Annotated in this window: 20 protein-coding genes; 12 read left to right on the top strand and 8 right to left on the bottom strand. The window is 64.4% G+C overall.

Annotation, left to right across the window (positions count from 1 at the left end; genetic code table 11):
- Window positions 1–29 precede the first annotated feature (29 nt).
- The 5 genes from hpaD to hpaI all read left to right on the top strand — a co-directional run bounded on the left by hpaD (window position 30) and on the right by hpaI (window position 4,402).
- The gene (gene hpaD / locus M2395_RS04045; RefSeq protein WP_041118526.1) at window positions 30–887 is read left to right on the top strand and encodes a 3,4-dihydroxyphenylacetate 2,3-dioxygenase; all 858 of its coding nucleotides are present in this window, start codon (window positions 30–32) and stop codon (window positions 885–887) included.
- 65 nt (window positions 888–952) lie between these two features.
- The gene (locus M2395_RS04040; RefSeq protein WP_011061656.1) at window positions 953–1,342 is read left to right on the top strand and encodes a 5-carboxymethyl-2-hydroxymuconate Delta-isomerase; all 390 of its coding nucleotides are present in this window, start codon (window positions 953–955) and stop codon (window positions 1,340–1,342) included.
- A 135-nt stretch (window positions 1,343–1,477) separates the two neighbouring features.
- Window positions 1,478–2,785 carry an MFS transporter gene (locus M2395_RS04035; RefSeq protein ID WP_011061657.1) on the top strand — a complete coding sequence of 436 codons (1,308 nt, stop codon included), beginning with the start codon at window positions 1,478–1,480 and terminating at the stop codon, window positions 2,783–2,785.
- 2 nt (window positions 2,786–2,787) lie between these two features.
- A complete protein-coding gene (gene hpaH / locus M2395_RS04030) occupies window positions 2,788–3,591 on the top strand; it encodes a 2-oxo-hept-4-ene-1,7-dioate hydratase (protein ID WP_015635875.1) in 804 nt (267 codons plus the stop codon).
- Between the two features lie 10 nt (window positions 3,592–3,601).
- Window positions 3,602–4,402: a 4-hydroxy-2-oxoheptanedioate aldolase gene (gene hpaI, locus M2395_RS04025; protein WP_123430667.1), complete on the top strand. Its 801-nt coding sequence runs from the start codon at window positions 3,602–3,604 to the stop codon at window positions 4,400–4,402.
- Between the two features lie 88 nt (window positions 4,403–4,490).
- On the opposite strand, the gene M2395_RS04020 is transcribed toward hpaI, so the two are convergent.
- Together M2395_RS04020 and M2395_RS04015 are read right to left on the bottom strand one after the other, a co-directional pair.
- A complete protein-coding gene (locus tag M2395_RS04020; RefSeq protein WP_123430666.1) occupies window positions 4,491–5,633 on the bottom strand; it encodes a glycerate kinase in 1,143 nt (380 codons plus the stop codon).
- Window positions 5,634–5,941: 308 nt separating this feature from the next.
- Window positions 5,942–7,063: a sugar diacid recognition domain-containing protein gene (locus M2395_RS04015; protein ID WP_011061661.1), complete on the bottom strand. Its 1,122-nt coding sequence runs from the start codon at window positions 7,061–7,063 to the stop codon at window positions 5,942–5,944.
- A gap of 191 nt (window positions 7,064–7,254) precedes the next feature.
- Between M2395_RS04015 and M2395_RS04010 the strand changes: the two genes are divergently transcribed.
- Entirely contained in the window at window positions 7,255–8,565 is a 1,311-nt protein-coding gene (locus M2395_RS04010; protein WP_123430665.1) for an MFS transporter, read from the top strand.
- A gap of 78 nt (window positions 8,566–8,643) precedes the next feature.
- Here M2395_RS04010 and M2395_RS04005 read toward each other — a convergent pair whose 3' ends face one another.
- Window positions 8,644–9,054, bottom strand: a complete 411-nt coding sequence (locus M2395_RS04005) for a hypothetical protein (RefSeq protein ID WP_015635877.1) — start codon at window positions 9,052–9,054, stop codon at window positions 8,644–8,646.
- Entirely contained in the window at window positions 9,051–9,782 is a 732-nt protein-coding gene (locus tag M2395_RS04000; RefSeq protein ID WP_015635878.1) for an SDR family oxidoreductase, read from the bottom strand. Before M2395_RS04000 ends, M2395_RS04005 begins: the two co-directional genes overlap by 4 nt.
- Before the next feature lie 100 nt (window positions 9,783–9,882).
- Here M2395_RS04000 and M2395_RS03995 point away from each other — a divergent pair, with 100 nt between their 5' ends.
- The 3 genes from M2395_RS03995 to rarD all read left to right on the top strand — a co-directional run bounded on the left by M2395_RS03995 (window position 9,883) and on the right by rarD (window position 13,109).
- Window positions 9,883–10,782 (top strand): LysR family transcriptional regulator, encoded by a 900-nt coding sequence (locus M2395_RS03995; protein WP_015635879.1) that lies wholly within the window; start codon window positions 9,883–9,885, stop codon window positions 10,780–10,782.
- Between the two features lie 227 nt (window positions 10,783–11,009).
- A complete protein-coding gene (locus M2395_RS03990; RefSeq protein ID WP_011061666.1) occupies window positions 11,010–12,023 on the top strand; it encodes an aldo/keto reductase in 1,014 nt (337 codons plus the stop codon).
- Between the two features lie 204 nt (window positions 12,024–12,227).
- Window positions 12,228–13,109, top strand: coding sequence for an EamA family transporter RarD (gene rarD, locus M2395_RS03985; protein ID WP_123430664.1), 882 nt, complete (start codon window positions 12,228–12,230; stop codon window positions 13,107–13,109).
- Window positions 13,110–13,157: 48 nt separating this feature from the next.
- Here rarD and hpaR read toward each other — a convergent pair whose 3' ends face one another.
- The 3 genes from hpaR to M2395_RS03970 all read right to left on the bottom strand — a co-directional run bounded on the left by hpaR (window position 13,158) and on the right by M2395_RS03970 (window position 15,993).
- Window positions 13,158–13,580, bottom strand: a complete 423-nt coding sequence (gene hpaR / locus M2395_RS03980; protein WP_011061668.1) for a homoprotocatechuate degradation operon regulator HpaR — start codon at window positions 13,578–13,580, stop codon at window positions 13,158–13,160.
- Window positions 13,581–13,708: 128 nt separating this feature from the next.
- Entirely contained in the window at window positions 13,709–14,785 is a 1,077-nt protein-coding gene (hppD, locus tag M2395_RS03975; RefSeq protein ID WP_011061669.1) for a 4-hydroxyphenylpyruvate dioxygenase, read from the bottom strand.
- A 251-nt stretch (window positions 14,786–15,036) separates the two neighbouring features.
- Complete coding sequence (locus tag M2395_RS03970; protein WP_077934244.1) at window positions 15,037–15,993, bottom strand: DMT family transporter; 957 nt, start codon at window positions 15,991–15,993, stop codon at window positions 15,037–15,039.
- 85 nt (window positions 15,994–16,078) lie between these two features.
- On the opposite strand from M2395_RS03970, the gene M2395_RS03965 reads away from it, so the two are divergent.
- The 3 genes from M2395_RS03965 to M2395_RS03955 all read left to right on the top strand — a co-directional run bounded on the left by M2395_RS03965 (window position 16,079) and on the right by M2395_RS03955 (window position 19,188).
- Window positions 16,079–16,951, top strand: a complete 873-nt coding sequence (locus M2395_RS03965) for a LysR family transcriptional regulator (protein ID WP_123430663.1) — start codon at window positions 16,079–16,081, stop codon at window positions 16,949–16,951.
- Between the two features lie 89 nt (window positions 16,952–17,040).
- A complete protein-coding gene (locus tag M2395_RS03960; protein WP_053151991.1) occupies window positions 17,041–18,579 on the top strand; it encodes an EAL domain-containing protein in 1,539 nt (512 codons plus the stop codon).
- A gap of 243 nt (window positions 18,580–18,822) precedes the next feature.
- Window positions 18,823–19,188, top strand: coding sequence for a histone-like nucleoid-structuring protein, MvaT/MvaU family (locus tag M2395_RS03955; protein WP_123430662.1), 366 nt, complete (start codon window positions 18,823–18,825; stop codon window positions 19,186–19,188).
- 230 nt (window positions 19,189–19,418) lie between these two features.
- Here M2395_RS03955 and M2395_RS03950 read toward each other — a convergent pair whose 3' ends face one another.
- Entirely contained in the window at window positions 19,419–19,946 is a 528-nt protein-coding gene (locus M2395_RS03950; RefSeq protein ID WP_015635885.1) for a DUF4946 domain-containing protein, read from the bottom strand.
- Between the last annotated feature and the right edge of the window lie 139 nt (window positions 19,947–20,085).

Raw genomic sequence — 20,085 nt, 5'->3', positions numbered from 1 at the left:
CAACAAGAAGATGTTTCAGGAGAAGCACCATGGGCGAAGTCGTCATGGCCGCCAAGGTCTGCCACGTACCATCGATGTACCTGTCCGAACTGCCGGGCAAACACCACGGCTGCCGTGAGGCGGCCATTGCCGGGCACAAGGAGATCGCCCGCCGGGCCCGGGAGCTGGGGGCCGACACCGCGGTGGTGTTCGATGTGCACTGGCTGGTCAACAGCGGGTACCACATCAACTGCGGCGAGGCGTTCAACGGCACCTACACCAGCAACGAGCTGCCGCACTTCATCAAGAACATGACCTACGACTACCAGGGCTGCCCGGAGCTGGGTGAGCTGATCGCCGCCGAGGCCAATGCCGCCGACGTGCGCACCCTGGCCCACAACATCCCCAGCCTGGAACTGGAGTACGGCACCCTGGTGCCCATGCGCTACATGCACATGGACGTGCCCGCTGCCGAGCACTTGAAGGTAGTGTCCATCGCCGCCTGGTGCGCCTGGCACCGCCTCGAAGACAGCTTCACCTTTGGCGCCGCGGTGCGCCGGGCCATCGAGAAGAGCGATCGCAAGGTCCTGGTGCTGGCGTCGGGTTCCCTCTCCCACCGTTTCTCCAACGACCGCGAGGCCGAGGCCAACATCCACAACTGGACCCGGGAATTCGACAAGCAGGTGGACCAGCGGGTGGTGGAGCTGTGGCAGCAGGGCCGCTTCCGCGAGTTCTGCGCCATGCTCCCGGACTACGCCAGCAGCTGTCATGGCGAGGGCGGAATGCACGATACGGCCATGCTCCTGGGGCTGTTGGGCGGGCCTGAATACAACCGCCCAGCGGAAATCGTCACTCCGCTGTTCGGCAGCTCCGGCACCGGCCAGATCAACGCCATCTTCCCTGTCTAGGCCCAGCTGCCACCCTGACTCGCAAGCGGCCGGGTTCCCGCCGGCCACTTGCGAAGGAGTTCCCCATGCCGCATTTCATCGCTGAATACACCGACAACATCGAACAGGCCGCCGACCTGCCGGGGCTGTTCGAAAAGGTCCATGACTACCTGGGCGCCACTGGCGTGTTCCCCCTGGGAGGCATCCGCAGCCGCGGGGTGCGCCTGGACACCTGGCGCATGGCCGACGGCAAGCACGACTACGCCTTCGTCCACATGCGCCTGCAAGTGGGAGCCGGCCGCGACCTGGCCACACGACGCCAGGTCGCCGAAGGCCTGTTCGAGATCATCAAGGCGCACTTCGCCGAGCTTCAGGGCCAGCGCCTCTTGGCCCTGTCGTTCGAAATGAGCGAGCTGGATGCCGAGCTGAACTTCAAGCACAACAACGTGCACGAGTTCCTGCGCGGACAAGCCTGAGGGTAGCCGCCGGTAGGAACCGGCTCGCCAGCGAAGCGGCCCTCAGGCCTTGTGCCAGCCCCGGATCCGCCTTCGCCGGCAAGCCGGCTCCTGCAGGCCGGCCACCCACACAAGAACAATAACGAGATCATTGCCATGCCCCACTCAACCCTTGCCACGGCGCCGGTCGCCGAGGTCGATGACTGCTATCGCAAGATCACCTGGCGGCTGATGCCGCTGTTGTTCGTCTGCTACATCTTTGCTCACCTGGATCGCATCAACATCGGTTTCGCCAAGCTGCAGATGACCCAGGACCTGGGCTTCAGCGACAGCGTCTATGGCCTGGGTGCCGGGCTGTTCTTCGTCGCCTACGCGCTGTTCGGGGTGCCCAGCAACCTGGCCCTGGACCGGGTCGGCCCACGGCGCTGGATCGCCTTCCTGATGCTGGTCTGGGGCCTGCTGTCCAGCGCCCTGATGCTGGTGGACAGCGCCTGGGGCTTCTATGTTTTGCGCTTTCTGCTGGGGGTCGCCGAGGCCGGCTTCTTCCCCGGCATCCTGGTGCTGCTCAACCGCTGGTTCCCGGCCAGCCGCCGCGGCCAGGTCACCGCCCTGTTCGCCATCGCCGTGCCCATGGCCGGAGTCATTGGCGGCCCCCTCTCCGGGTGGATCCTGGAAAGCTTCCACGACTTCGGCGGCCTGCGCGGCTGGCAGTGGATGTTCCTCATCGAAGGCCTGCCGGTGGTGCTGCTGGGCCTGGTGGTGCTCAAGGCCCTGCCGGAAAGCATCGAACAGGTGGGCTGGCTGACCCCGGCGCAGAAGACCTGGCTGCTGCAGGCCCTGCAACAGGAAGAACAGCACAAGTCCATCACCCGTTTCAGCGGCATCCTCAGGGACCGCCACGTCTGGCTGCTGGTGTGCATCTACTTCGCGGTGATGCTGGCGGTGAACACCATCGCCTTCTGGATGCCGACCCTGATCCACCACGCCGGCATCGCCCGGGACAGCAATGTCGGCCTGCTCAGTGCCCTGCCCTACCTGGCAGGCTGCCTGTTCATGCTCGGCGTCGGCCGCTCCTCGGACCGCCTGCGTGAACGCCGCTGGCACCTGGGGGTGCCGCTGCTGATGTCCAGCCTGGGGCTGATCCTCACCGGGCTGGCCCCGGACAACCCCTGGCTGGTGATGTTCGGCCTGCTGGTGGCGGGCATGGGCGCCAGCGCCGCCTTGCCGATGTTCTGGCAGTTGCCGCCGGCCTTTCTCGCCAGCAGCACCCAGGCCGCGGGTATCGCCCTGATCAGTTCCTTCGGCAGCGTCGCCGCGTTCCTTGCCCCTTACCTGATCGGCGTGGTGCGCGACGCCACCCAAAGCGCCAGCCTGGCCCTCTACGCCCTGGCCCTGCTGATTGCCTGCGGCGCCTGGCTGGTGCTCCAGGTACCGGCTCATATCGTCAACCCTCGGGAGAAATAACCATGCTCAGCCCCTCGGATATCCAGGAAGCCGCCGCGCGCCTCAACGCCGCCGAGCGCAGCCGTGAACAGATCGGCCAGCTGTCCCTGCAATACCCCGCTATCAGCATCGAAGATGCCTACGCCATCCAGCGCAGCTGGGTGGAACAGAAAATCCGCGACGGGCGCAAGCTGGTGGGCCACAAGATTGGCCTGACCTCACGGGCCATGCAGGTTTCCTCGAACATCACCGAGCCGGATTTCGGCGCCCTGCTGGACGACATGCTGTTCGATGAAGGCAGCGACATTCCCTTCCAGCGCTTCATCGTGCCCCGGGTCGAGGTGGAACTGGCGTTCATCCTCGGCAAGCCGCTCAAGGGGCCGCACTGCACCCTGTTCGATGTGCTGGACGCCACCGACTGGGTGATCCCGGCGCTGGAGATCATCGATGCGCGCATCCAGCAGGTGGACCCGCAGACCCAGGCCACCCGCAAGGTCTTCGACACCATCTCGGACAATGCCGCCAACGCCGGGGTGGTGATGGGTGGCCGCGCCGTGCGTCCAGGGGATGTGGATTTGCGCAAGGTGCCGGCGGTGCTCTACCGCAATGGCGTGATCGAGGAGTCCGGGGTCTCTGCCGCGGTACTCAACCACCCGGCCAAGGGCGTGGCCTGGCTGGCCAACAAGCTCGCGGCCTATGACGTCGGTCTGGAGGCCGGGCAGATCATCCTCGGGGGATCTTTCACCCGGCCGGTGGCGGCGCGGCCCGGGGATGTCTTCCACGTGGACTACGACCAGTTGGGCAGCATCGCCTGCCGTTTCGTCTGAGGAGAAGCACATGCACATGCCGCAGAACCTGTTCAAGCAACGCCTGCAACAGCGCGAACCGCAGATTGGCCTGTGGCTGGGCCTGGCGGATGCCTACTGCGCCGAACTGGCGGCCAATGCCGGTTTCGACTGGCTGCTGCTGGACGGCGAACACGCGCCCAACGATCTGCGCAGCCTGCTGGCGCAGTTGCAGGCCATTGCCCCTTACCCAGCCCAAGGCATCATCCGCCCGCCCATTGGCGATACCGCGCTGATCAAGCAATTGCTGGACATCGGCGCCCAGACCCTGTTGATCCCCATGGTGGAAAGCGCCGAGCAGGCACGCCAGCTGGTGCGCGCCATGCGCTATCCGCCACTGGGGGTTCGTGGTGTAGGCAGCGCCCTGGCCCGGGCGTCGCGCTGGAACAGCATCGCCGGCTACCTGGATCAGGCGGACGAGCAGATGTGCCTGCTGGTGCAGATCGAGAACCTCGAAGGCCTGCGCAACCTGGATGAGATTCTCGCGGTGGACGGGGTCGACGGGGTGTTTATCGGCCCGGCGGACCTGTCGGCGGCCATGGGCCAGCGGGGCAACCCCGGGCACCCGGACGTGGTGGCCGCGATTGAAGACGCCATCGTGCGGATTCGTCGGGCGGGCAAGGCCGCAGGGATTCTCAGTGCCGATCAGCGACTGGCGCGGCGTTGCATCGAGTTGGGGGCAAATTTTGTCGCGGTGGGCGTGGATACCACCGTCCTGATGAAGGGCCTGCAGAGCCTGGCCGGCCAGTACAAAACCCTGGACGCCCCCACCAGCGAGGGTGGGGTTTACTGACGGGCGATTGCCGTAGGAGCCGGCTTGCCGGCGAAAGCGTTCTTGCGCGCGGCAAGGCTTGGCGGACTCTTCGCTGGCAAGCCAGCTCCTACACGGCGTTGCGGGCCAGGCGCCAGAGGCGGGCGATGTCGGCGGCGCGTTCGCGCAGCAGGCGCGGAGCTTCGCGGCAGGCCTGTTCCAGGCTCATGGGGCCTGAGGTCAGGGCGAAGGCCGCATCCACGCCGTGGGCGTACATCTGCTGGTAACCCTCGCCCAGGGTGCCGGCAATAACAATCACCGGAACCCCCTGCTCACGGGCGATGCGCGCCACGCCAAAGGGGGTCTTGCCGCGCAAGGTCTGGGCGTCGAAGCGACCTTCACCGGTGATCACCAGATCTGCACCGCGCACCGCCTGTTCCAGGCCCACCAGTTCCGCCACCACTTCCACCCCGGGACGAAATTGCGCGCCGAGAAACGCCTTGGCGGCAAACCCCAGGCCACCGGCCGCGCCGCTGCCGGGTTCATCACGCACATCCTTGGGCAGTACCTGGGCGCACAGGTCGGCGAAGTGTCCCAGGGCCTGGTCCAGTTGCTGCACCTGCTGCGCCGAGGCGCCTTTCTGCGGGCCGAAGATGGCTGAAGCGCCGTGCTCGCCGCACAGGGGGTTGTTGACGTCGGCGGCGATGTCGAAGCGCACCTGGGCCAGGCGCGGGTCCATGGCATCCAGCTCGATGTGGGCGAGGTCGGCCAGGGCCAGGCCGCCGCGAGGCAGTATCCGGCCCTGGCGGTCCAGCAGTTTGCCCCCCAGCGCCTGCAGGGCCCCCGCGCCGCCGTCGTTGGTGGCGCTGCCGCCGATGGCCAGGATGATGCGCCGGGCACCGGCCTCCAGAGCGGCCTGGATCAGCTCCCCGGTGCCGAAGGTGCTGCTGTTGCACGCATCGCGCTGCTCCAGCGCCAGCAGTTGCAGGCCACTGGCCTCGGCCATTTCGATGATTGCCGTGTGGCTCTGGGGCAGCCAGCCCCAGCGCGCCTCCACGATCGCTCCCAGCGGCCCCTGGACCCGGTTGCTGCGCAGTTGCCCGTCACAGGCGGCGAGAATCGATTCCACCGTCCCTTCGCCACCGTCGGCCATGGGGCATTGGCACAGCTCGGCGTCGGGCCACACATCCGCCAGTCCCTGGGCAATGGCCTGGGCCACGCCTTCGGCACTCAGGCTGTCCTTGAACGAGTCGGGGGCGATGATGATCTTCATGGGTTTTCTCCGGTTCTTGTGCCGCCATGCTGCCATCTGGCGCAGGCGCTGACCCCGGGCCACTGCACAAGTCCGAGGGCGCTTTATTGTTCATTGCTACAACCGCGCAACCTCGCCTAGCGTTGAAACCGCTGCCGCAGGCTGCGAACGGGCGCGTAGCGCTCGCGAAGGTCTTGGAAGCGATACAGGTTTAGCTGGAGATTGCCAAGCAAGGCCCTGCGGGCCTTTGCGCAGCCTCGCCAAGGCTCGGCAGCGGCTACCACCCCTGTTGGATCGGGATAGGCGATGGTGGAGATCGGCGCGATAAATCAGGCCGGCTCGCTGCGGTGGGGCAGCAGCTGGACGCCAAGATAAAGAGCCAGCATGCCGTCCAGGCGCAAGGGGTCGACGCCGCTGAGCTCGGCTATCCGTTCCATGCGGTAGCGCAGGCTGTTGCGGTGGATGCCCAGGGCATCGGCGCAGGCCTGGCTCTGGCCGTCGTGGTCGCACCAGCTGCGCAGGGTCGCCAGCAACTGGCCGTTGCTGTCCTTGGCCAGGACCTTGCGCAACGGCGTCAGCAGTTCGTCCAGGGCGTCATCGTTGCGGTGGCGCCAGAGCATCACCGGCAGGCGGTAGCGGTTGAGGGTGAGCAATCGCGCATCCGGCAGGATATCCCGGCCGTAGGCCAGCAGGTCGCCGACCCGGCGGTAGCAGCGGCGCAATCCGGCCAGGCCCTCGGCCTGCCCGCCCACCGCCACCCGCAGGATGTTCCAGCCCTGACCGTCGAGCTTTTCCAGCAGCCGCGGGTTGTCCAGGCTCAGGCTCGCCGGGCGGCACCAGAGCAGGGAACTCTTCGACGAGCTGACGCACCAGCTGTCCGGATAGCGGCTCAGCAACCAACTGCTGAGGCTATCCACGCCCTGCCCCGAGGCCGGTTCCTGGGCCAGTTCGAACAGATAGGGCGTACGCGCCAGCTGTGGCTTGAGGCCCATCTGCTGGGCTTCATCCACCAGCCGTGGTGAGTCGCCGCCGTCGCTCAGCAGCAGGGCCAGCAGGTCGTCGCAGCGCTGGCGCCGCCATTGCTGCTCGGCCTGCTGGTGGCGCTGGCCCACCAGCATCTCGGCGGTCATGCGCACCAGTTCGGCATAGGTGCGCAACTGCGCCGGGTCGCCGGTAATGCCCAGCACCCCGATCAGCCGCTGGTCATGCAGCAACGGCAGGTTGATGCCCGGCTGCACGCCCTTGAGCTGGCGCGCGGTGGGTTCGTCGATCTCCACCACCCGGCCGTTGGCCAGCACCAGTTGCGCGCCTTCGTGCCGGGTGTTGATACGCTCCGGCTCGCCGCTGCCAAGGATCAGGCCCTGGCTGTCCATGACGTTGACGTTGTAGGGCAGGATCGCCATCGTGCGGTCGACGATATCCTGCGCCAGGTCATGATCCAGTTCGAACATGGGGGGATGATCCTTGACGGCTACAGCTGCGGGGACGGGCCGCGGGGTACGCGGCGTTGTTCAGTGGCACAGGGCCCGGGGCCAATCGCTGTGCGCCGGCACAAAGACAGGCCCGCGCCGGTGACCGAGACTCTCAGGGCGGTCAACGTTACCCTTGCACCGCAAAAAATCATAATAAAGAGAGACACACCATGTCACAGAGCGCCGCTGCCCCACTGGCCCAGGCTGACGACAAGAACGCCGTCTACAAGCGCATCACCCTGCGCCTGATCCCCTTCATCTTCGTCTGCTACCTGTTCAACTACCTGGACCGGGTCAACGTTGGCTTCGCCAAGTTGCAGATGCTCGATGCCCTGAAATTCAGCGAAACGGTCTACGGCCTGGGTGCCGGGATTTTCTTCATCGGCTACGTGCTGTGCGGCGTGCCGAGCAACCTGGCACTGAACCGGTTCGGCCCGCGGCGCTGGATCGCGCTGATGATGATCACCTGGGGCACCTTGTCCACCTGCCTGCTGTTCGTCACCACGCCGACCCAGTTCTACACCCTGCGCCTGTTCACCGGGGCCGCCGAAGCCGGCTTCTTCCCCGGCGTGGTGCTGTACCTCTCGCAGTGGTTCCCGACCTTCCGCCGTGGCCGGATCATGGCCCTGTTCATGTCGGCGATCCCGGTGTCCGGCCTGCTGGGCAGCCCGTTTTCCGGCTGGATCCTCAACCACTTCGCCGCCGGCCAGGGCGGCCTCGCCGGCTGGCAGTGGATGTTCCTGCTGCAGGGCATTCCTACCGTGATCCTCGGCGCCCTGGCGTTCTTCCTGCTCAGCGACAGCTTCGCCCATGCCAAGTGGCTGACCCCGACTGAACGCGCAGTGCTGGAGGCCGACCAGGCCAGCGACCTCGCCAACCAGCCCAAGACCGCCAGCGACTCCCTGGCCGCGGTGTTCAAGAACCCGGCGATCTGGGCCTTCGGCCTGATCTACTTCTGCATCCAGAGCGGGGTCTACGCGATCAACTTCTGGCTGCCGTCGATCATCAAGAACCTGGGGTTTGCCGACAATCTGGTGATCGGCTGGCTGAGCGCCATTCCCTACCTGCTGGCGGCGGTGTTCATGCTGCTGGTGGGGCGCTCGGCGGACCTGCGCAAGGAGCGCCGCTGGCACCTTGTAGTGCCGATGTTGATGGGCGCCGTGGGGCTGCTGATCGCGGTTAACTTCGCCGCCAACCCGGCCATCGCCATTCTCGGCCTGACCCTCGCCACCATGGGTGCCCTCACCGGCCTGCCGATGTTCTGGCCGGTGCCCACTGCCCTGCTCAGCGCCGGTGCAGCTGCCGGTGGCCTGGCGCTGATCAACTCCATGGGCCAGATGGCCGGTTTCCTCAGCCCCTATATCGTCGGCTGGGTCAAGGACAGCACCGGTTCCACCGACGCCGCGCTGTACCTGCTGGCCGGGGTGATTGTCGGCGGCAGCCTGCTGGCGCTGCGCATGACCCGCACCCTGAACCGCTAAGCCGCGGCACTACACGGCCCCGGCCACGACAAAAGCCCGTTCGAACCTCGGCTCCAACGGGCTTTTTCATGGCTGGGCTCAGGCCGGTGCCCCACCTTGTCGGGCGTAGTCGTGATTGATGCTCAACGCCCCCATCGCCGGAGCATCCAACTCCAGCACCAGGCCGCCGGGCAAGCGGACGAAGATCTGCCAGATGCCGTCTTCCGGCACCTGCGCCACTTGATGCTCCAGGCCACTGGCCTGCACCCGGCGCAACACGGCTTCGGCTGCCTCCTGGGTACTGAAGGCGATGTGGCTCAGTTGCGGCTCAGGGCAATGGGCCTGTTCGATGACGTGCACCAGCGCCGCCTCGCCCTGGTACAACCAGCGCCCGGGAAAGGGAAACGGCGGCCGCCGGCCCGTTTGCAGGCCCAGCAGATCGGCGAAGGCCTGCTGCAACGCCTCGCCCTCGGCGCAGTTGAACGCCAGGTGATCGAAGCGCCAGTTCATAGCAAGCCTCCACCATCGACATCGATCAGGCTCCCGCTGATAAAGCCGTTCTCCATGGCCAGGATAAAGGCCGCCGCCACCTCATCCGGCTGGCCGACGCGGCCCACCGGCAGGTTGGCACCGGTGCGGGCGAACATGGCTTCGCGGGCGTCCTCGGGCATCCCGGCATAGGCTTCGGTGGCGGTGACCCCGGGGCTGATGACATTCACCCGGCGTGGCGCCAGCTCCTTGGCCAGGTGCTTGCCCAGGGCTTCGAGGGCGGCGTTGAGGGTGGTCTTGAGCACTTGCCCGGGGACCATTTTGCGCGACAGCAGGCCCGAGGTCAGGCTGATGCTGCCTTGCGGCGCGAGTGTCGGCAGCGCCGCCTGGACCGCGCGCCACACGCCCCAGAACTTCACCTCAAAAGCCCGCTGGGCATCCAGCAGATCGGTGTCGGCCAGGGGCTTGGCGGCAATGGCCGGACCGGCGCTGATCACCAGGTGATCGAAGGCCCCCACCCTGGCGAACAAGGCCTGGAGACTGGCGGTATCGGTAATGTCCACGGCGATGCTGCAGGCCGATTCCGGCAGCTGTGCCTGCTGGCGCTGCAAGGCCTCGAGGCTGCGCCCCGCCAGTACCACCCGAGCACCTCGGGCCGCGGCCTGGCGCGTCACCGCAGCGCCGATGCCGCTGCCGGCGCCAATCACCACCAAGGTTTGCCGGGCCAGGCTTGAGTTGGAAAGAGTCATTGCGATCACCTGCTGCGATTGAAAGTGATTGCATCTTCCCAGCTTGCCAATCGAGGAAAAATCCAGCTAAAACGCAAAGATCTTTAAAGGATTTTTATTAATGAGCTCGATACTGGACCTGGAAATCTTCGTACGCACCGCCGATGCCGGGAGCATTTCCGCCGCGGCCCGCTCCCTGGGCCTGACCGCCGCAGCCGCCAGCATCGCCCTCAAGCGCCTGGAAACCCGCCTCGGCAGCCGTCTGCTGGCGCGTTCCACCCGCAGCATGAGGCTCACCGAGGAAGGCCGCCGCTACCTGGAAAGCGTGCGCCTGGCCCTGGCCACCCTGGAGGACGGCGAGCTGGCGCTCAAGCAGCAGAGCCAGGGCCTGGCCGGGGTGCTGCAGTTGTCGGCGCCCTCGGACTTCGGGCGCAATGCCCTGCTTCCCTGGCTCGATGAATTCAAGGCCGAGCACCCGCAACTGCGCCTGCAACTGCGGCTCGATGATCGCCACGCCGACCTGTTCCGCGACGCTGTGGATGTGGCCCTGCGCTTTGGCGTGCCCGAGGATTCCAGCCTGGTGGCCTTGCCGATTCTCCCCGGGCACCGGCGCATCGCCTGCGCCAGCCCGGCCTACCTGGCCCGTTGCGGGGTGCCGCAAAACCCCGAGGCGCTGGCCGGGCACAGCGCCCTGCTGTACCTGCGCAATGGCCAGCCCTATGACCGCTGGCGTTTCAGCCGCGACAGCGAAACCCGCGAAGTCCTGGTGCGTGGCGATTACCTGTGCGACGACGGTGAGGTGGCCCGGCGCTGGGCCCTGGCCGGCCACGGCATTGTCTACAAGGCCCGGCTGGATGTGGCCGAGGACATCCGCGCCGGGCGCCTGGTGCCGCTGCTCGGCGACTGGCAAGGGGAACCGGCCCCCTTCAACTTGCTGTGCCCCCATCGCCTGCAGGTTTCCCAGCGGGTGCGCCTGCTGCACAGCTTTGTGTTGCAACGCTGCCGGGCGCTGTGTCCCTGACCCGGTGCGGCCCCGGGGCGGTTGGCCGCTGCGCGGTTCGCCGGCAAGCCGGCTCCTACGGAACCTCCTTGCAGGAGCTGGCTTGCCAGCGAAGGCGACCTCACGGGCACCTATGCCGGCAAGGAGGCGCCATTCAGGCATTGCAGAGGCCCGGGGTTGTGGTATTTGATGGTCGCCCCAATGGCCGGAAATGCCCTGGCCAGCCCTCTAGCACAAGGATTCCGCCCATGAGCTATCGCATCCTCGGCCATTCCGGTCTCAAGGTTTCCAGCCTGACCCTGGGCACCATGATGTTCGGCGAGCAGACCAGTACCGAAGACTCGCTGCGTATCATCGACAAGGCCTGGGACCAGGGGATCAACTTCATCGACACCGCCGACGTCTATACCCAGGGCCGCTCCGAGGAGATCGTCGGCGAAGCCATTGCCAGCCACCGCCATGAGTGGGTGCTGGCGTCCAAGGTCGGCTTCGGTCCGGTGGACGGCGTGCCCAACCGCAGCGGCCTGAGCCGCAAGCACATCTTCAACGGCATCGAGGCCAGCCTGACCCGCCTGGGCACCGATTACCTGGACATCTACTACCTGCACCGCGAAGACCACAACACACCTCTGGAAGTGAGCATCTCGGCCATCGGCGACCTGTTGCGCCAGGGCAAGATCCGCTACTGGGGCCTGTCCAATTATCGGGGCTGGCGGATTGCCGAGGCGATTCGAGTCGCCGACCAGTTGGGGGTGGACCGCCCGGTGATCAGCCAGCCGCTGTACAACATCGTCAACCGCCAGGCCGAGGGCGAGCAGATCACCGCCGCCCGCGCCTATGGCCTGGGCGTGGTGCCCTACAGCCCCCTGGCCCGTGGTGTGCTCAGCGGCAAGTATGCGCCGGACGTCACCCCGGACGCCGCCAGCCGCGCCGGGCGCCAGGACAAGCGCATCCTGGAGACCGAATGGCGGGTCGAATCCCTGCGCATCGCCCAGCAGATCCAGGAATACGCCCAGGAGCGCGGGGCCGGGATCGTCGAGTTCGCCATTGCCTGGGTACTGAACAACCAGGCGGTGAGCTCGGCCATTGTCGGCCCGCGCACTGAAGCCCAGTGGGACGCCTACACCCGGGCCCTGGAGGTGAAGATCAGCCCTGAGGACGAAGCCTTCATCGACGCGCTGGTGACCCCGGGGCACGCCTCGACACCCGGTTTCAATGATGTCGGCCATTTTGTCTCCGGACGTTTTGCGCATCTGGGCTAAACACGGCCCCTGGCCGCGCAAACCCAGCGGCCATCGCAGTCCGGCCTTTCCCTGGAAGGCCGGGCCGCGCCACAAACGAGAAATTTTCCCGCCGGGGTGTCGCAAACAGAGCAAAAATCCCGGGGCAAACCCTCTATATTCCCCCTCGCTCCACTCTCCCCTTCTTTTTGTGCATCCCGAGCGTTCGGGTTCTACGAGGACTGCGTGTCTAAAGGTATTGCGTTATCGGTTCTGGCGTCGGTGCTGTTTGCCGTCATGTATTTCTACACCTCGCTGCTGACGCCCCTGACCGGGGTGGAGATCTTCGGCTGGCGAATGTTGCTGACCCTGCCCTGCATGACCCTGTTCATGCTGCTGGCCGGTGAATGGCACCGGGTCGACGAAGTGCTGCGACGGGTGCGCAGCAAGCCCGTGCTGGGCCCGGCGCTGCTGCTGTCGTCGGCGCTGGTCGGGGTGCAGCTCTGGCTGTTCATGTGGGCACCGCTCAACGGCCACAGCCTGGATGTATCCCAGGGCTATTTCCTGCTGCCGCTGACCATGGTCCTGACCGGGCGCATCGTCTATGGCGAACGTCTGTCGCGGCTGCAGAAGCTGGCAGCGGTGCTGGCCTGCATCGGCGTGCTCAACGAGCTGTACCAGGTGGGCAGTTTTTCCTGGGCGACCCTGGTGGTGGCCCTGGGCTACCCGCTGTATTTCGTCTTGCGCAAGCGCCTGGGCACCGACCACCTGGGCGGCCTGTGGGTGGACATGGCCCTGCTAATGCCGGTGGCGCTGTGGGTGGTGCAGAGCGGCGAACAGGGCATTGCCGTGGTCGCGGCCCAACCCTGGCTGTACCTGCTGATTCCCGTGCTGGGGGTGATCAGTGCCTCGGCGCTGGTGTGCTACATCATTGCCAGCCGCTTGCTGGCCTTCAGCCTGTTCGGCCTGCTCAGCTATGTGGAACCGGTACTGCTGCTGTTGGTGGCGCTGCTGCTGGGGGAAAGCATCAAGGCCGGGGAATGGCTGACCTACGTGCCGATCTGGCTGGCGGTGCTGGTCCTGGTGCTCGAAGGCGTGCGCCATCTGCTGCGCCAGCGCCGGGGCTGAGCCCGGCTGCGGAGGTATCTCGCGTGCATCAAGGCCTGCAGTACGGGCTCAGGGCTTGATCTGCTTCAGTTCGTTGAGCAGGGCCAGCAAGGCTTGCATCTTGTCTTCGCCGAACTGCTGCTGGATCTTCTGGTAGTTGATTTCCATGTCGCCGCTCATGGATTCGAAACAGGCCTGGCCCTTGTCGGTCAGGGTGATGAACAGGCGGCGCTGGTCTTCCGGAGACTTGCGCCGGCTGACGTACTGGTCGCGCTCCAGGCGGGTCAGCACGCCGGTCATGCTCGGCGGCAGGATGCAGGCCATCTTCGCCAGCTGATGGCTCTCCAGCTCGCCGTTCTGGCGCAGGATGCGGATCACCCGCCATTGCTGTTCGGTCAGGTCGTGCTGGTTCAGCGAGGGACGGAAAAACGCCATGGCGGCCTCACGGGCCTGCAGCAGGGTCAAGGTCAGGGAAGGTCTGGGTGTGTTCATCGAGGCATCGGTCAGGGGCTGGGAATCGGGGGCGAAACATTAACACATTCACAATCGCCAACCGACAGGCAAAATAAAGCCCGACCAGAAACCTCCTGATCGGGCCTTGGACTCAAGCGTGCCGGGGCTTACTCGGTGGCGAGTACGCCACGACGCACCTGGTCGCGTTCGATCGATTCGAACAGTGCCTTGAAGTTGCCCTCGCCGAAGCCATCGTCGCCCTTGCGCTGGATGAATTCGAAGAACACCGGGCCCATCAGGGTTTCCGAGAAGATCTGCAGCAGCAGGCGCTTGTCGCCGGCTTCCGAAGAACCGTCCAGCAGGATGCCCCGCGATTGCAGCTCGTTGACCGGCTCGCCGTGGTTCGGCAGGCGCCCTTCAAGCATTTCGTAGTAGGTGTCCGGTGGCGCGGTCATGAAGCGCATGCCGATCTTCTTCAGGGCGTCCCAGGTCTTGACCAGGTCGTCGGTGAGGAAGGCCACGTGCTGGATGCCCTCGCCATTGAACTGCATCAGGAACTCCTCGATCTGCCCGGCGCCCTTGGACGATTCCTCGTTCAGCGGGATGCGGATCATGCCATCCGGAGCGGTCATGGCCTTGGAAGTCAGGCCGGTGTACTCGCCCTTGATGTCGAAGTAGCGGATCTCGCGGAAGTTGAACAGCTTCTCGTAGAAGCCGGCCCAGTAGGCCATGCGCCCGCGGTACACGTTGTGGGTCAGGTGGTCGATGATCTTCAGGCCCGCGCCCTTGGGGTTGCGGTCCACGCCTTCGAGGAACACGAAGTCGATGTCGTAGATCGAGCTGCCCTCGCCGAAACGGTCGATCAGGTACAGCGGCGCGCCGCCAATGCCCTTGATCGCCGGCAGGTTCAGTTCCATCGGGCCGGTCTCAATGTGAATCGGCTGGGCGCCCAGTTCCAGGGCGCGGTTGTAGGCCTTTTGCGAATCCTTGACCCGGAACGCCATGCCGCACACCGACGGGCCGTGCTCGGCCGCGAAGTAGGAAGCGACGCTATGGGGTTCGTTGTTGAGGATCAGGTTGATCGCACCCTGGCGATACAGATGCACGTCTTTGGAACGATGGGTCGCGACTTTGGTGAAACCCATGATCTCGAAGATCGGTTCGAGGGTGTTGGGGGTAGGCGATGCGAATTCGATGAATTCAAAGCCCATCAGGCCCATTGGGTTTTCGAAGATATCTGCCATGGTTGGCGCCTCATCATATTTTTAGAATTAACGGATCGTTAGTTGCTAGCAATGCTGAGGAGGGACGGTGGCGCACAGGAGATACCGCGCACGCTGCGGGCGAGGAAGTCACCATAGATCAGTTGAAACCCGAGAATCTTCATTTCGACCCTGTCTTGCAGGCTGGGGGGCGAGGCTTCTGCTGCCAGAAGACTTTATTATTGTATGCGTAACCGGATTCTACACAGCGTAAAAGCCTTTGTCCGCATTCTCTATAAAATCGCCTTTTTTGCCCCGCCCGCAAGGGGTTTGTTGCACTGGTAGATACCGCCGAGAATCAGCGCCCCGCCCACCCCCATCACCGGGCTCAACTGTTCTCCCAGCACGAGCGCGCCGAGGATCACCGCCGTCAGCGGATTGAGGGCGATGAATACACCGCAACGGGTGGCACCGATCCGCCGCAAGCCGTCGTAATACCAGATATAGGCCAGCGCCGAACCCAGCACGCCCAGGTACAACAGGCTCAAGCCCTGGGCCAGGTTCAGGCGAGCCACCGCCTGCAGGTCGAACTCGCCACGGATCAGGGTGGCGGCGCAGAGCATCAGGGTGCCCAGGAGGATCGAGCAGGTCACGGTTTGCAATGAGCCCAGGCTGTGGTTCAGCCCCCTGGAGAACAGCGAGTACACGCCCCAGCCCAGCACGCAGCCAAGAATCAGCAGGTCGCCTTGCCAGCTCCCGGCCTGCGCCGCCAGGGCCGAAGGGTCACGGCTGCAGATCACCAGGGCCGCGCCACAGAGGCACAGGGCAATGCCCAACAGCTTGCGCCGGCCCAGGCGCTCCTTGAATAGCGCCCAGGACGCCAGGGCAATCACCGCCGGGTTCAGGGCCACGATCAACGATGCCCGAGAAGCCTTGACCTGCTCCAGGCCGAGGAAGAAACACAGGTTGTAGAAGAAGATCCCGAAGAACCCCAATAGTGCCAGTTGGCCAAACTGCCTGAGGCTGGGCCGCACCAGGGGAATGCGCGCCACGGCCATGAAGCCGAGCAAGGCCAGGCTGGCCAGCAGGAACCGCAGGCTGGCGGCCAGCAAGGGCGAGAGCCCGCCGGCCAGGTAGCGCCCGGCAACGAAGGTGCCGCCCCAGATCATGGTGACTGTCGCCAGGCGGCCATACACCGCCAGGTCCCGGTATTCGCCCGCCAGGGGGCCGCTGATATTGCTTTCACTCATGGTCAAGACGCTCTGAGGCAATGGGTTTGTACTGCACGACCATTTTTTGTCTAATGCCTGATCATCGTAAAATGAGCTTTTACTCATGACCCTGACCCAGCTGGAGATCTTTTCCCTGGTGGCCGAACTCCAGGGCTTTACCAGCGCCGCCACGCGCCTGGGCATCACCCAGTCGGCGGTGTCTCATGCCATCAAGTCACTGGAGCAGGAGCTGCAGGTGGACCTGTTTCGCCGGCACCAGGCCCAGGTCGAACTCACCGACATCGGCACCCAGTTGCTGCTGCGCGCCCGGGCCATGCTCGGCCTGGCGGCGACCCTGGCCCAGGAGGCCGCGGATGCCCGGGGCATGAAGCGCGGCACCTTGCGCATCGGCTCGTTCGGCCCCACCTCGTCGATCCGCCTCCTGCCCCGGATTCTTCACGACTACCGCCGCGAATATCCGGACATCGAAGTGCATATCGACGAAGGCCCCGATCGCCAGGTCCTGCAATGGCTGGAAGAACGACGGGTGGACCTGGGCTTCGTGGTGTTGCCCCAGGAGCGCTTCGACACCGTGCCTGTGGTCGAGGACCAGTTGCTGGCATTGATTCCAGCCAGCCACGCCCTGGCCAGTGAAGCGCAACTGCGCCTGGACCAACTGTGCCATGACCCCTTCGTGCTCACCGAAGCCGGCTCGGCGGAGCTGGTGTCACGCCTGTTCATCGGTGCCGGCCTGCGGCCCAATATCCGCTACCGCAGCACCCAACTGCTGAGCACCCTGGAAACCGTGGCCCGCGGCGATGCCTTGAGCATCGTTGCCGAGTTGTCCCTGCCCCAGTCCGCGGACCCGCGCTACACCAGCCGCCCCCTGGAGCCTGCCGTGCGCCGCCAAGTGGGGATCGCGGTGCTCGACCGACGCCAGGCGTCGCCGGCGGCCCTGGCCTTCATCCAGCACGCGCAGCGCCTTTATCGCCGGTAAAAGCCGGCTATCCTGCGATGATCAAGACAGCCGCAGGGGCCATGCCCCCCGGTGCCATCCTCCCCCTCGCCCGCGCACAGGTCCGATCCATGCCCCTGACCGCCAAAGGTCCATTGAAGCGCTCTACCCGTACCTTCTGGACATTGCTGGCCATGCTTCTTCCCATCGGGCTCGGCGCCCTCATCCTCTACGCCCAGGCCGAACGAACACTGATGCACAGCAGCCTGGAAACCGCCGAAGAGGCCATCCGCCAGTTCGACCTGATGCTCGATAACACCGACATCGCCGCCAGGGCGCTGCTGCCCCAGGTGGGCCGCGATTGTGATGAAGTCCGGCAACTGGCCCTGCGCGAACAGGTCACCCGCCGGCCGTTCGTGCGCTCGACCAACCTGGTGTGGCGCAACAACAACTATTGCAGCTCCCTGCTCGGCAGTTTCGCAGTCCCGCTCAACCCCCTGGACTACGTGGACGGCCGCCTCTGGCTGATGAGCGGCAACCCTGTCACCCCCGATACGGCCCTGCTGGTCTATCGCTGGAGCGAGGGCGATCGCGCCGCCCTGGCCACCATCGACGGCTATCACCTGACCAATGCCCTGCGCCTGATCAGCCGCTTCGCCGACCTGCAATTGCAGGTCGGCGGGCATTGGCTGTCCAGCGACGGCCGTGTCCACGAGGGCAGCCCGCCACTGGCGGCCGTGGCCAGCCAGCAACTGAGCTCATCGCGCTATCCCTACAGCGTCAGCTCAGGGTTTCCCGAGGGCGACGTGTGGAACTACATGAAGAGCCAGTACCCGGCGCTGTTCAGCCTGCTGGTGTTTTTCGGCGCGGCGGCGGGCGTACTTGCCCACTGGCTGCAAAAGCGCTCCGCCTCCCCCACCCACGAGCTGCAACGGGCGCTGGGGGCCCAGGAGTTCATTCCGTACTTTCAGCCGGTGGTGCGCGGGGACACCCTGGCGTGGGCCGGCATCGAAGTCCTGATGCGCTGGCAGCATCCGAAAGAGGGGCTGGTGCGCCCGGACCTGTTCATCCCCTTCGCCGAGCATTCGGGGCTGATCGTGCCCATGACCCGCTCGCTGATGCAGCAGACCCAACAAGCCCTGGCGCCCCATGCCGCGCACTTTACCGACGGTTTCCATATAGGTATCAACATCACCGCCAGCCATTGCCACGACCTGCAGTTGCTGGAGGACTGCCGGGAGTTCCTCGCCGGCTTCCCCCCAGGCAAGGTGATCCTGGTGCTGGAGTTGACCGAACGCGAACTGATCGAGCCCACGACCACCACCCACCAGCTGTTTGCCGCCCTGCACGAACTGGGTGTGATGATCGCCATCGACGACTTCGGTACCGGGCATTCCAGCCTGGGTTATCTGCGCCAGTTCAATGTGGATTATTTGAAGATCGATCAGAGTTTCGTCGCCATGATCGGTGCCGACGCACTGTCCCTGCATATACTCGACAGCATTATCGAACTCTCGGCCAAACTCGATCTGGGCATTGTCGCCGAAGGTATTGAAACTGCAGAACAGCGGGATTATCTAGCAGCTAAAGGGGTGGATTTCCTGCAAGGTTATTTATTCGGACGGCCCATGCCCAGTGCCGAATTTGTTGCAGCCCTGGCGCGCCATTAAATAGCCATACCCGAACAAAAAGTGCTGGATCTAACAACTCGGGGCTTGCACCAATTTGAATCAATTGATCAATTTCGCATTTGACAAGAACAACCTGATTTACTCTTGATGCATTAACTACTACAATTTTTCCCGCCTGTACAAGATTCACAGGTAGGCCACTTAATCGAGCCTTAATCGGCTCATGGCTTATAGCTTTGTTTGTGGTTTGTATCAGCCAAATAGACTATTGGAGTGAAGATATTGTCCAGACTTGCTGAGTTTCGTGCTGCAGAAAAAGCACTTCAAGAACAGCTCGCGCAGCTTGAATCCCTGAAAAACGACGCCGGGCTCAAGAAGGAAATCGAGTTCGAAGAAAAGCTCCAGGCCCTGATGAAGTCCTACGACAAGAGCCTGCGTGACATCATCGCCATCCTTGATCCCAACCAGGGCAAGGCCGGCCTGCCACAGGCCAACGCCCCCAAGCAGCGCCGTGCCCGCGTGGTCAAGGTCTACCAGAACCCGCACACCGGCGAACTGATCGAAACCAAAGGCGGCAATCACCGCGGCCTGAAGGCCTGGAAAGAACAGTACGGTGCCACCACTGTGGATTCCTGGCTGCGCGCTTGAACAAAGCCGCACCCCGAAAAAGGCCCTGCATATGTAGGGCCTTTTACATTGAATAAGAAAATTCTTATTACGACTTGCATCTAAGGGAAGAGCCGAGCGAGATCCCCCCCCTCTCCCTAGCTGATACATCGTGCAATAACGTCTGATTCCCAAGCAACTTCAGGCTTAATGCCTTTTCGCTAACGAACGGGTAACCCGCAGAAAGCGAACCGATTGGTTCAGATTTTTCCTTAAAGTTTAAGGCCGTTTCGTACAGCGAGTATTTCATCCTGGCTCTCGGCAAAAGCCGCAGCCTGGCCAGCGTATGAAAGTACATAAGCCTTATCCCCATTCAGTGCCGCCACCAATGTTTGCGAGAGCACATGCCGGCCATTCTGGGTAATGGTGCAAGTAGTCTCCAGCGCCTCGAGACGACTCAACTGCGCGGCATGAATCTTGTTACAGACACTCTGATAACCGCCCTGGGCAAAGTCCTTTTGCACCGACTTGCGCATCTCCAGCAATACCCCCTGCAGATTGACTACATGCCCACTGTCCACCTGAGTCATGGTCAACTCCATGACCATGAGTGGATTGCCAGCGGTATCGCTCTTGACCGCTCTCTGCCGGGACACCTTGGCGGCCTCTTCGCCTTCTTGGGCCGGCAGCGGTTCCACCGTCCAGCCCTGGGGCCAGGTCACTTGCGGCTCGGCCTCTGCAACACCGGCCAGCGCCAGTAGCAACAGAGCTGCGGCGCGGAACTTAAAAGACTCGATCATGCGTTTGCACACTGAGGTAAAGGGGCCTGGAAGTCTGAGCCCGGCGCCAGGAATGGGCAATAGATCAGGAGCTTTGGGTTTGGCGCCAGCCGACCCACTTGCGTATCATTGCCCGATCCCAAGGATGTCCGAACCATTG

The organism is Pseudomonas sp. BIGb0176 (assembly GCF_024810175.1).
Taxonomy (GTDB): domain Bacteria; phylum Pseudomonadota; class Gammaproteobacteria; order Pseudomonadales; family Pseudomonadaceae; genus Aquipseudomonas; species Aquipseudomonas protegens.
The sequence above is the reverse complement of the archived record's forward strand: the minus strand, read 5'-3'. Positions and strand labels throughout refer to the sequence as shown.